The following is an 11,542-nucleotide window of genomic DNA, read 5'->3' as shown; positions in this document are numbered from 1 at the left end:
GCGCGCCCCCGGGGGGGCTCCCGCGCCGGGTGGGGGGGGGTCGACCCCCCCGGGGTGCGGGTCGCACCCGGCCCGCCGCGCCTCGACCTGCTGGACGACAAGCTGACCGTGGCGGAGAACGTCAAGCTGTTCGCCCCCGCCGCCGGGGACAACGCGATCCGTGCCCGGCTGGCCCGCTTCCTGTTCCGCGGCGGCCGGGCCGACCAGCCCGCCGCGACCCTCTCCGGCGGCGAGCGGTTCCGGGCCACCCTGGCCGCGCTGCTGCTGGCCGACCCGCCGCCGCAGCTGCTGCTGCTCGACGAGCCGACCAACAATCTGGACCTCGCCAGCGTCCGCCAGCTCACCCAGGCGCTCGCCGCCTACCAGGGCGCGCTGATCGTGGCCAGCCACGACGTGCCGTTCCTGCGCGGCCTGGGCCTCACCCGGTGGCTGGAGCTGGACGGCGAACTGCGGGGGGTGGATCCGATGTAGCCGGTACGGCGCGGGCGGCCGCCGCCGGGGTGGCCGGTACGGCGCGGCCTGCCTCGCCCGCGATGCGGCCGCTACTGCTCGCCGAGGACGCGGCGGGCCGTGCTCAGGGCGGAGTCCTTGAGCCCGGCCGGCTCGTCATCGGTGAACACCGGCGTGCGGATGTCCGGCGGGATGCCGGGGCCGTCGAAGGTGCTGCCGTCGGGCGTGAGGTACTTCTCGTTCGGCAGCACCACCATGAAGTCCGGCGAGAGGGTCTTGATCAGTACGTCGGAGAAGACGCCCTGGGTGTTCTCGCCGATCCGGACGACGTGCGGGGAACGGCCCATCAGGGTCTGGGTGAAGGTCTCGGCGGCGCTGATCGACAGCGAGGAGGTGAGCAGGGCGACGGGGCCGGTGAAGTGCTCGGTGTGCGCGGGCCGCACCACGACCGGCTGCGGCCGGGTGAACTTCGTGGGGTCGGCCGGGTCGTCGCGGGCCACCTTGCGGTAGGCGACGTACGGGCGGTCGGTGAGCCGGGCGGCGATCTGCTGCCCGAGCGCGTCCGAGCCGCCGCCGTTCAGCCGGACGTCGATCACCAGGCCGTTGAGCCGGTCGGGGTCGGCGAGCAGGGCGTCCAGCGCCCGGTCGAGCTCCTTGGCCTGGGCGGCGAACCCGCCGGTCGCGTAGCCGTCGAAGCCGCTCACCCGCAGGTAGCCGACGCCGCCCGGGAGCCGGCCCACGCCCAGCCGGCTCACCCCCTGCTCATTGACGGCGAACTCCTGTTCAGGGCCGGTCAGTTGTGCGTCGACGGCCTTGCGGGCCGCGTCCCGTAGGGCGGGCGTCGACTTCAACGAGCCGTCGCGCCGGCCGGAGTAGACGCCGGTCGGGCCGGTACTGGTCACCCGGGCCAGACCGGTGTGCGCGTCCTTGAGCGGGGTCAGCAGGTCGATGAAGATCTGCTGGAGCTGGTCGGTGGTGGTCGCCGGAGTGATCTTCGCGCGCTGCTCGTCGCGGGCCGCGTGCCAGTCGATCCCCTTGGCGGCGAAGAAGGGGTAGTTCTCCTCGAAGGTCTCCCAGAACCGGTCGAAGACCGCGAGCGGGTCGTTGGGGGCGGGCCGGGTGCACAGCGCCGGCAGCGCGTCCAGGCGGCGCAGCGTCTTGGTGCCCGTCCCGCCCTCCTCGGCGTCGATCGCCCGGCGCCCGCCCGGCTGCGGGGTGAGGGTGAGGGCGTTGTCGCCCAGGACGTACCGGACGGTGCCGTCCCGGCCGGGGGCGCCGTCCTGCGTCCCGGTGACCCACCCCGGCACGCAGCTGTGCGTCGTCACGTCGTAGGTGACCAGGCTGCTCCCGGAGACCACGGCCACCAGGCCGTACCCGTCCATCTGCCAGACCCCCTGGAGGGACCTGCCCCGCCTGTCCTGGCCGTCGGCCTGCGTCGCGGCCACCCCCGGCGCCGCCACCGCGACCGTCGTCGCGAGCGCCACCGCCGTGGCCGCCACCGTCCTGCCCACTGCCGCTCTGCCCACTGCCGCCCCGCTCGCCCCAGTCCTGCTCGCCGCGGCCCTGCTCACTGCGGTCCTGCCCACTGTCCTGCGCGTCATCTCCGGCCTCCGCCGAACCGCCCGGCCTCCCCCGCGGAACCGCTCCGCCGCCTTGCCCCCGACGCTACGGCGGCCCCCGCCGCCCCGGCGTCATCCCGCGTGCCCGACCCCCGCCCGACTTGGGGGCTACCCGCGGCTGCGCCGAAACCACTCCGCGGGGGTATCGACAGCAAACCCTTTTGACGGCGGGTGAAAATCCTCCGTTGATGGTCCCAACTCCGGTGCGCTCCAGTACCATCGGCGCCATGCCTGCGCTCAACATCGAGTACACGGAGCACGAGCTCGCCGCGATCCGCGAGGCCGCCGCCGCGGACGGTAAGAGCATCAAGGCGTACATCCACGACCTGAGCGTGCGGGAGCAGCAGCGGCGGGTGTTCGTGGACCACGCGGTGGCGTTCTGGAAGTCGCACCGGGCGGAGTTCGACGCCGCGTTCCCGGAGGACGCGCCGGCGGCGTGAACGGCGCGGCGGGGGTGCGGGGATGATGCTGTTCCACGTCGACCTGCGCTGGCTGCTCGACGTGCAGGAACTGGCCTCGCCGGAGGACCTCAGCGTGCGGGACTACTCCGCGCTCCAGGCCGCCGTCGCCCGGCACCGGGTGAACACCGCGCAACTCGGCCACAACGCCGACGCCGCCTGGTGCGCGGCCACCCTGATGCACACCATCGTGCTGCTGCGCCCCTTGCCGGTGCGCAACAACCTGTACGCCTGCATGACGACGGCCGCGTACATGCACGCGGCCAAGGAGGGCGTCGACCCGCCGTACGGGGCGCTGGTCGAGCTGGCCCGCGACATCGCGGCGGGCGGGGCGGACGTGTTCGCGGCGGCCGACCGGATCCGCTCCTGGCGGATCTGAGGCCGGCCGCCGCGCGGACGGTCACCCGGGAAAGGGCGTTCCCGGAAAGCGCCCCGGCGAAAGGGCACCCCCGGGGAGGCCGTCATCCGGGCCCGGGCATTCAGGACTTGGCGGACCTCAGCTTGCCCGCGACCAGCGTTCCCAGCCGGTCCAGCCCGACCACGGCGGCGGCCAGCACCACGAACTCGACCGTCAGCAGGGCTATCTGGCCCCAGACGTAGCCGTAGCCCTTGGTGGTGGGGTCGAAGAAGAAGTAGGGGTAGGGCGTCGGGTAGTCGTCGAACAGCGCGTTCCGGGCGAGCACGATCGCCGCGTAGCCGAGCGGGAAGGCCAGCCAGAGCGGGATGTCCTTCCAGGCCGCCGCGTTGCGCGGCTTCAGCGCCAGCCAGTCGGCGATCACCATCACCGGCGTCACGTAGTGCAGGAAGAACGACGACCAGTGCGCGAGCTTGTCCGGCCCGCTGACCAGCCCGGGCAGCGGGTTGGCGCCGTGCTGGAGCAGGACGTGCGAGACCAGACCGGTGATCAGGATGTACAGGGTGGCGGCGCCGCGCAGCCGGGGTGCGGGCGCGTCCACGGTGTCGCGCTTGAGCATCCAGTACACGGCGCCGATGAAGTAGCCGAGCACGATGACGTTGCTCTGCACGGTGAAGAACACCAGCGGCGCGGTTCCGAGGGTCAGGCCGAGGCCCGCCGAGAGCACGATGCCCATGCGCCACCACAGCGCGGGGCGGGTCCGGACTGTCATGCGGCCACCAGTTCGTTTCAGGCGATACGGGAGGTATCGGACGGCTAAGGGGGAACGCCGCACTCTACTCGCAGGTAGCAGCGGGACGGAAGAAACGGTCCTGCTCAGGGCGGTGGCCAGGTCGGCCGCCCGGCTCAGGCCATCCGGTGGATCAGCCGGTCCTCGTCGTCGGTGCGGCCGTCCGGGTCCGGCAGCAGCCCGAGCCGCTCGGCGAGCCGGCGGGACGGCACGTTGTCCGGGTGGATCAGGGCGACCACCGGCACGCCGGGGAAGCGCGGCAGCGCCTCCGCCATCGCCGCCCGGGCCGCCTCGGCGGCGTAGCCCAGGCCCCAGGCGGACGGCCGGAAGCGGTAGTAGAGGTTGAACACCCGCTCGCCGTCCAGCGTGTGTAGGTAGAGCCCGGAGAACCCGATGACCACCTCCGGCTCCTCCCGGGTGGACACGGTGCAGTACCCCACCCCGTCCCGCGCCCAGTCGGCGACGAAGCCGTCCAGCATCTCCCGGCTCGCCGCCCGGTCGCGGTGGGGCCCGTTGGGGTTGTACCGGTTGGTCTCCGGATCCCCGTGGATCGCGAACACCGCCTCCACGTCCCCCTCCTGGGGCCGTCCGAGCACCAGCCGCTCGGAGGCGGTGACGATCGTGCGGGTGGCGTGTCCGGTGGCGTGTCCGGTGGCGTGTCCGGTGGCGTGTCCGGTGGCGTGTCCGGTGGTGGTCATGGCGCTTCCCCCGTGTCGTTCGTAATAGGTCTACCGCACCATAGGCCATTACCCCGACAGTCGCCCGACCATTTCCGCCCACCCGCCCCGGCTACGGGATCGGCTCACGCTCGATCGCCTTGCCCCCGGCGGTGAGGAACCGGCGCAGTCGCTCGGGCGGCAGGCGGCAGGCGGCGGCGAAGTCCTCGGCGGCGGTGTTCATGGTGGGGGAGGAGGTCTTGTTACCGGCGGGTCGCTTCTCTATCATCGCGGGTGTTACAGCTTTACTGTCAAACCCAGAAGGGTTCTGCAGCCAGTGCGTGACACGAGCAGTCCGCCGGGCGCCACGGCCACCGGCCCCGGCCCGTTGGCGGGGGTGCGGGTGGTCGAGCTCGCGGGGATCGGGCCGGGGCCGTTCGCAGCGATGCTGCTGGCCGACCTGGGCGCCGACGTGGTGCGGGTGGACCGGCCGGATCCGTCGCCGCTGGGCATCGATCCGGCGTACGACGTGACCAACCGGAACAAGCGGTCGGTGCTGGTCGACCTCAAGTCCCCGGCGGGGCCCGGCCTGGTGCTGGACCTGGTCGAGCGGGCGGACCTGCTGATCGAGGGCTACCGGCCCGGGGTCGCGGAGCGGCTCGGGGTCGGGCCGCAGGACTGCCTGGCCCGCAACCCGGCGCTGGTGTACGGGCGGATGACCGGGTGGGGGCAGCAGGGGCCGCGCGCCGCCAGTGCCGGGCACGACCTCGGGTACGCGGCGGTGGCCGGGGTGCTCGGCCTGGTCGCGGGGCCGGGCGGGCCCGAGGAGGCGCCCGGCATCCCGGCCAACCTGCTGGGCGACTACGCGGGCGGCTCGCTCTACCTGGTCGTCGGCCTGCTCGCCGGGCTGCACCACGCCAGGAGCACCGGCGCCGGCCAGGTCGTCGACGCCGCGATCGTGGACGGCGCGGCGCACCTGTCCAGCATGCTGTGGGGACTGCTCGCGGCCGGCCACTGGCAGGACCGCCGGGGCGCCAACCTGCTGGACGGCGGCGCGCCGTTCTACGCGGTCTACCGGGCGGCCGACGGCGGACACCTGGCCGTGGGGGCGCTGGAGCCGCAGTTCTACGCCGAGTTCGCCCGGCTGCTGGAACTCGGCCCGCAGGCGCCCGGGCAGTACGACCTGGCCCGCTGGCCCGAACTGCGAGCCCTGATCGCCGACCGCTTCGCCACCCGGACCAGGGCCGAGTGGGAGGCCGTCTTCGCCGGCTCCGACGCCTGCGTGGAGCCCGTACTGACGATGCGTCAGGCAGCCCGGGAGGAGCACCTGTTGGCGCGCGGCACCTACGTCGAGGCGGGCGGTGTCACCCAGCCCGCCCCCGCCCCGCGCTTCTCCGCCACCCCCGGCGCGCTGCGCCGCCCGCCGGCCCGGCCGGGTGCGGACACCGCCGAGGTGGCCCGCGACTGGGCCGTCCCGTCCCTCAACTCCGACAACTCCGATGCAGGACAAGGAGCGTAGCGTTGCAGCGCGAGATCTTCACCGAGCAGCACGAGGACTTCCGGGCCGCCGTGCGGGCCTTCCTCGCCAAGGAGGTGCTGCCGCACTACGACCGCTGGGAGAAGGCCGGCATCGTCGACCGCTCCGCCTGGCTGGCGGCCGGCCGCCAGGGCCTGCTCGGGATGGCCGTCCCCGAGGAGTACGGCGGCGGGGGCGCCCCGGACTTCCGCTACGCCGCCGTGCTGGCCGAGGAGTTCGCCCGGGCCGGCGCCTCCGGGCTGGCGATCGGCCTGCACAACGACATCATCGGCCCCTACCTCACCTCGCTCGCCACCGAGGAGCAGAAGCGCCGCTGGCTGCCCGGCTTCTGCAGCGGCGAGCTGATCACCGCGATCGCGATGACCGAGCCCGGCACCGGCTCCGACCTCCAGGGCATCCGCACCCAGGCCGTCGACCGGGGCGACCACTACCTGCTCAACGGCGCCAAGACCTTCATCTCCAACGGCATCCTCGCCGACCTGGTGGTCGTGGTCGCCCGCACCACCCCCGAGGGCGGCGCGCACGGGCTGAGCCTGCTGGTCGTCGAGCGCGGCATGCCCGGCTTCGAGCGCGGCCGCAACCTGGACAAGATCGGCCAGAAGTCCCAGGACACCGCCGAGTTGTTCTTCGAGGACGTCCGGGTGCCGAAGGCGAACCTGCTCGGCGAGCTCAACGGCGGCTTCGTCCACCTGATGCAGAACCTCGCCCAGGAGCGGCTGACCATCGCGGCCGCGGCGATCGCCGGCGCCGAGTACCTGGTCGAGATCACCACCGACTACGTCAAGCAGCGCGAGGCCTTCGGCCGCCCGCTGGCCAAGCTCCAGCACGTGCGCTTCGAGATCGCCGAACTCGCCACCGAGTGCGCCGTCACCCGGGCCTTCGTCGACCGCTGCATCACCGAGCACAACCGCTACGCGCTCACCCCGGCGGACGCCTCGATGGCCAAGTGGTGGGCCACCGAACTGCAGAAGCGCACCGCCGACCGCTGCCTCCAACTGCACGGCGGCTACGGGTACATGAGCGAGTTCCCGGTCGCCCGGGCGTTCACCGACGGCCGGATCCAGACCATCTACGGCGGCACCACCGAGATCATGAAGGAGATCGTCGGCCGGTCCGTCCTCGGCTGAGGCCTCCCGCGAAACCCCCTGCCCCGAAAGGCGTTTGACCGTGACCACCGAAGCGTACGTCTACGACGCGATCCGCACCCCGCGCGGCCGGGGCAAGGCCACCGGCTCGCTGCACGGCACCAAGCCGATCGACCTCGTCGTCGGCCTGATCCACGAACTGCGCAACCGGCACCCCGAGCTGGACCCGGCGGCGATCGACGACATCGTGCTCGGCGTGGTCAGCCCGGTCGGCGACCAGGGCTCCGACATCGCCCGGATCGCGGCCATCGCGGCCGGCCTGCCCGACACGGTGGCCGGCGTCCAGGAGAACCGCTTCTGCGCCTCCGGGCTGGAGGCCGTCAACCTGGCCGCCGCCAAGGTCCGTTCGGGCTGGGAGGACCTCATCCTGGCCGGCGGCGTCGAGTCGATGTCCCGGGTCAAGATGGCCTCCGACGGCGGCGCCTGGTTCGCGGACCCGATGACCGCGTACGAGACCAACTTCGTCCCGCAGGGCATCGGTGCCGACCTGATCGCCACCATCGAGGGCTTCTCCCGCACCGACGTGGACGCCTTCGCCGCCGAATCCCAGGCCCGCGCCGCCAAGGCGCAGGCGGACGGCCTGTTCGACCGCTCGGTGGTCCCGGTCCGCGACCGCAACGGCCTGGTCGTGCTGGAGCGCGACGAGTTCATCCGCCCCGGCACCACCGTCGAGACCCTGGCCGGCCTCAAGCCCTCCTTCGCCGGCATCGGCGAGGCCGGCGGCTTCGACGCCGTCGCCCTGCAGAAGTACCACTGGGTCGAGGCCATCGACCACGTCCACCACGCCGGCAACTCCTCCGGCATCGTCGACGGCGCCGCGCTCGTCGCCATCGGCAGCCGGGAGATCGGCGAGCGGTACGGGCTGCGCCCGCGCGCCCGGATCGTCTCCGCCGCCGTCTCCGGCTCCGAGCCCACCATCATGCTCACCGGCCCCGCCCCGGCCACCCGCAAGGCGCTCGCCAAGGCCGGGCTCACCGCCGCCGACATCGACCTGGTCGAGATCAACGAGGCCTTCGCGGCGGTCGCCCTGCGCTTCATCCGCGAACTGGGCTTCCGGCCGGATCAGGTCAACGTCAACGGCGGCGCGATCGCCCTCGGCCACCCGCTCGGCGCCACCGGCGCGATGCTGCTCGGCACCGTGATCGACGAGTTGGAGCGGCGCGACCTGCGCTACGGCCTGATCACCCTGTGCGTGGGCGGCGGCATGGGCGTCGCCACCATCGTCGAGCGCATCTGACCCACTGTCCCTCGGATCCCCTCGGAGACCCTGAACTCATGAGCGACACCACCACCATCCGCTGGGAGCAGGACCAGGACGGCGTGGTCACCCTCGTCCTCGACGACCCGACCCAGTCCGTCAACACCATGAACGAGGCCTTCACCACCGACCTCGACGCCGTCGTCGACCGGCTGGCCGGCCTCGCCGCCGCCGACGGGCTGCGCGGCGTGATCGTCACCTCCGGGAAGAAGACCTTCTTCGCCGGGGGAGACCTCCGGCTGCTCTCCGCCGCCCGCCCCGAGGACGCCGCCGCCGTCTTCGAGAAGTCCCAGCGGATCAAGCGCGCGCTGCGCAGGCTGGAGACCCTCGGCAAGCCGGTCGTCGCCGCCGTCAACGGCAGCGCGCTCGGCGGCGGCCTGGAGATCGCCCTCGCCTGCCACCACCGGATCGCCCTGGACAACCCCGCCAGCCGGCTCGGCCTGCCCGAGGTCACCCTCGGCCTGCTGCCGGGCGGCGGCGGAGTGGTCCGCACCGTACGGCTGTTCGGCATCACCGACGCCCTGCTGAAGTTCCTCCTGGAGGGCCGCCAGTACCGTCCGGCGCAGGCCCTGGGACACGGACTCGTCCACGAACTCGTCGCCACCCCGGAGGAGTTGACCGCCCGGGCGCGGGCCTGGATCGAGGCCAACCCGGCCGCCGTCCAGCCCTGGGACGTCAAGGGCCACAAGATCCCCGGCGGCACCCCCGCGACCCCGGCGTTCGCCGCCAACCTGCCCGCCTTCCCGGCCAACCTGCGCAAGCAGCTGAACGGCGCGCCCTACCCGGCCCCGCGCAACATCCTGGCCGCCGCCGTGGAGAGCGCCCAGGTCGACATCGACACCGCGATGGCGATCGAGGCCCGCTACTTCACCGAGCTCGCCTGCGGACAGACCAGCAAGAACATGATCCAGGCGCTGTTCTTCGACCTCCAGGCGGTCAACTCCGGCGCCGGCCGCCCCCAGGGCGTCGAGAAGCGACTCGTCCGCAAGGTCGCCGTGCTCGGCGCCGGGATGATGGGCGCGGGCATCGCCTACACCTGCGCCAAGGCCGGCATCGAGGTCGTGCTCAAGGACGTGAGCATGGCCGCCGCCGAACGCGGCAAGGCCTACTCCGCCGGGCTGCTGGACAAGGCGATCGCCCGCGGCCGCTCCACCGAGGCCAAGCGGGACGCGCTGCTCGCCCGGATCACCCCCACCGCCGAGGCCGCGGACCTGGCCGGCTGCGACGCGGTGATCGAGGCCGTCTTCGAGAACACCGAGCTCAAGCACAAGGTGTTCCAGGAGGTCGAGGGCGTCCTCGCCCCCGACGCGCTGCTCTGCTCCAACACCTCCACCCTGCCGATCGGGCTGCTCGCCGAAGGCGTCGAGCGCACCGAGGACTTCATCGGACTGCACTTCTTCTCCCCGGTCGACAAGATGCGCCTGGTCGAGATCATCCGCGGCCCGCAGACCGGCGACGAGGCCCTCGCCCGCGCCTTCGACCTGGTCCGGCAGATCGACCGGACCCCGATCGTGGTCAACGACTCGCGCGGCTTCTTCACCTCGCGGGTCATCGGCCAGTTCCTCAACGAGGGCGTCGCCATGGTCGGCGAGGGCGTCCCCCCGGCCAGCATCGAGCAGGCCGCCGCCCAGGCCGGCTACCCCGCCAAGGTGCTCTCGCTGATGGACGAGCTCACCCTCACCCTGCCGCGCAAGATCCGCGACGAGTACCGGCGCGCGGTCGAGGCCGCCGGCGGCAGCTGGACGCCCCACCCGGCCGACGCGGTGGTCGACCGGATGGTCGACGAGTTCGGCCGCCCCGGGCGCAGCGGCGGCGCCGGCTTCTACGAGTACGGCGAGGACGGCAAGCGCGGGCGGCTCTGGCCGGGGCTGCGCGAGCACTTCGGCGAGCCGGCCGCGGACGTCCCCTCCGAGGGCTTCCCCTTCGAGGACCTCAAGGAGCGGATGCTGTTCAGCGAGGCGCTGGACTCGGTGCGCTGCCTGGAGGAGGGCGTGCTGACCTCGGTCGCCGACGCCAACGTGGGCTCCATCCTCGGCATCGGCTTCCCGGCCTGGACGGGCGGCGTGTTCCAGTACATCAACGGGTACGAGGGCGGCCCGGCCGGCTTCGCGGCCCGGGCCCGCGAACTCGCCGCCGCCTACGGCGAACGGTTCGCGCCGCCGGCGCTGCTGGAGCGGATCGCGGCGGAGGGGCGCACCTTCACCGACTGACCGTCAGTCCTGAGCGGGTGGGGGCCGGGTGTCGGACGGCCCCCACCCGGCTCCTCCTGCGATTCCCGGCCAGGTCCCTGCCCAGGTCCTCGCCGAGTTCCTTGCTCAGCTCCCTGCTGAGTTCCCCGCCGAGCTCCCCGTTCAGCTCCCCGCCGAGTCCTCCCGCAGTTCCTCGCCGAGTTCCTCCCGCAGCGAGCGCTGGAACGCCGTGACCAGTGCCTGCGCCACCATCGGCTGGATGTGGTCCGTCAGCGCCTTCATCAGGGCCAGCTCGTCCGGCGCCGGCTCGGTCTCCCGGTAGGGCCGCCACACCGTCTCCCGGAACAGCCGCTGCAACTCCCGGGCCGTCGCCCGGCTGTGCTCCAGCACCACCGCCCGCGCGGCCAGCAGCGTCTCCAACGGGATCGGCACGTCCAGGATCCGCACCCCCAGCGGCAGCAGGCCCGGATCCACCCGGAACAGCTCCGGATCGGCCGTCCGCTCCAACGCCCCCATCGCGACCAGGCGTTCCACCTGTTCCTCCGACAGCCCCCGCCCGGCCCGCCGCTCCAACTGCGCCCGGCCCAGTTCCTCCGCCGCCTCGGGCGTCCAGGACGCCACCAGCGCCCGGTGGATCGCCAGGTCCAGCGGCGTGCTGTCCTCCGGCAGCCGGGCCAGGTACCGCTCGATCGCGGCCAACGTCAGCCCCTGGCGCTGCAACTCCTCGATCAGCTCCAGCCGGTCCAGGTGCGCCGCCCCGTACAGCCCGACCCGGCGCGGCCCCAACTCCGGTGGTGGCAGCAGGCCCTTCGTCCCGTAGAACCGCACCGTCCGGACCGTCACCCCGGCCCGCGCCGCCAGTTCGTCGACCGTCAGCCGCACCCCGCCCCCGTCTCCCACGGCCCCGAGCTCCCCCATCTGCCGCCTCCTGCACTGGCACACTTCCACTGTGACAGCAGCAGTGTGACAGTGCCCGTCCCCCTGGTCTACCGGATGCTCCACCGGCTGATCCACCGGCGACGGTGGCCCGCCGCACACGTGAGTCCCCCCCCCCCGCGCGGGGGCCGGGGCGGGCGGCGCGCGCG

General features: G+C 73.1%; 11 protein-coding genes and 1 pseudogene. 7 read left to right on the top strand and 5 right to left on the bottom strand.

Translation table 11 applies throughout. From position 1 onward, the window contains the following. Window positions 1-78: 78 nt before the first annotated feature. Window positions 79-471, top strand: a pseudogene (locus tag ACFV61_RS14380) (AAA family ATPase); the annotation flags it as partial. Between the two features lie 71 nt (window positions 472-542). Here ACFV61_RS14380 and ACFV61_RS14375 read toward each other — a convergent pair. Next, window positions 543-1,961, bottom strand: coding sequence for a S41 family peptidase (locus ACFV61_RS14375; RefSeq protein ID WP_380491879.1), 1,419 nt, complete (start codon window positions 1,959-1,961; stop codon window positions 543-545). A 335-nt stretch (window positions 1,962-2,296) separates the two neighbouring features. Here ACFV61_RS14375 and ACFV61_RS14370 point away from each other — a divergent pair, with 335 nt between their 5' ends. Together ACFV61_RS14370 and ACFV61_RS14365 are read left to right on the top strand one after the other, a co-directional pair. Next, the gene (locus ACFV61_RS14370; RefSeq protein WP_063351004.1) at window positions 2,297-2,509 is read left to right on the top strand and encodes a hypothetical protein; all 213 of its coding nucleotides are present in this window, start codon (window positions 2,297-2,299) and stop codon (window positions 2,507-2,509) included. Window positions 2,510-2,534: 25 nt separating this feature from the next. Then, window positions 2,535-2,906, top strand: a complete 372-nt coding sequence (locus tag ACFV61_RS14365; RefSeq protein WP_063351003.1) for a hypothetical protein — start codon at window positions 2,535-2,537, stop codon at window positions 2,904-2,906. Window positions 2,907-3,006: 100 nt separating this feature from the next. Here the strand turns inward: ACFV61_RS14365 and ACFV61_RS14360 are convergent, their stop codons facing one another. The 3 genes from ACFV61_RS14360 to ACFV61_RS14350 form a co-directional block, all read right to left on the bottom strand. Then, the gene (locus tag ACFV61_RS14360) at window positions 3,007-3,654 is read right to left on the bottom strand and encodes a Pr6Pr family membrane protein (protein ID WP_063347008.1); all 648 of its coding nucleotides are present in this window, start codon (window positions 3,652-3,654) and stop codon (window positions 3,007-3,009) included. A gap of 134 nt (window positions 3,655-3,788) precedes the next feature. Further along, on the bottom strand, window positions 3,789-4,370 hold the full coding sequence (locus ACFV61_RS14355; protein WP_380491877.1) for a GNAT family N-acetyltransferase: 582 nt from the start codon (window positions 4,368-4,370) through the stop codon (window positions 3,789-3,791). A 91-nt stretch (window positions 4,371-4,461) separates the two neighbouring features. Continuing rightward, window positions 4,462-4,617 carry a hypothetical protein gene (locus ACFV61_RS14350; protein ID WP_380374751.1) on the bottom strand — a complete coding sequence of 52 codons (156 nt, stop codon included), beginning with the start codon at window positions 4,615-4,617 and terminating at the stop codon, window positions 4,462-4,464. A 48-nt stretch (window positions 4,618-4,665) separates the two neighbouring features. Between ACFV61_RS14350 and ACFV61_RS14345 the strand changes: the two genes are divergently transcribed. The 4 genes from ACFV61_RS14345 to ACFV61_RS14330 are packed head-to-tail and all read left to right on the top strand — an operon-like array spanning window position 4,666 to window position 10,478. Then, window positions 4,666-5,847, top strand: coding sequence for a CaiB/BaiF CoA transferase family protein (locus tag ACFV61_RS14345; RefSeq protein WP_380374753.1), 1,182 nt, complete (start codon window positions 4,666-4,668; stop codon window positions 5,845-5,847). A 2-nt stretch (window positions 5,848-5,849) separates the two neighbouring features. Then, window positions 5,850-6,992 carry an acyl-CoA dehydrogenase family protein gene (locus ACFV61_RS14340; RefSeq protein WP_380491875.1) on the top strand — a complete coding sequence of 381 codons (1,143 nt, stop codon included), beginning with the start codon at window positions 5,850-5,852 and terminating at the stop codon, window positions 6,990-6,992. 40 nt (window positions 6,993-7,032) lie between these two features. Next, entirely contained in the window at window positions 7,033-8,247 is a 1,215-nt protein-coding gene (locus tag ACFV61_RS14335) for an acetyl-CoA C-acetyltransferase (RefSeq protein ID WP_380491873.1), read from the top strand. 38 nt (window positions 8,248-8,285) lie between these two features. Next, complete coding sequence (locus ACFV61_RS14330) at window positions 8,286-10,478, top strand: 3-hydroxyacyl-CoA dehydrogenase NAD-binding domain-containing protein (RefSeq protein ID WP_380491871.1); 2,193 nt, start codon at window positions 8,286-8,288, stop codon at window positions 10,476-10,478. A gap of 141 nt (window positions 10,479-10,619) precedes the next feature. On the opposite strand, the gene ACFV61_RS14325 is transcribed toward ACFV61_RS14330, so the two are convergent. Next, window positions 10,620-11,375, bottom strand: coding sequence for a MerR family transcriptional regulator (locus ACFV61_RS14325; protein WP_380491869.1), 756 nt, complete (start codon window positions 11,373-11,375; stop codon window positions 10,620-10,622). Between the last annotated feature and the right edge of the window lie 167 nt (window positions 11,376-11,542).

This window comes from Kitasatospora sp. NPDC059817 (assembly GCF_042731835.1).
Taxonomy (GTDB): Bacteria; Actinomycetota; Actinomycetes; order Streptomycetales; family Streptomycetaceae; genus Kitasatospora.
The sequence above is the reverse complement of the archived record's forward strand: the minus strand, read 5'-3'. Positions and strand labels throughout refer to the sequence as shown.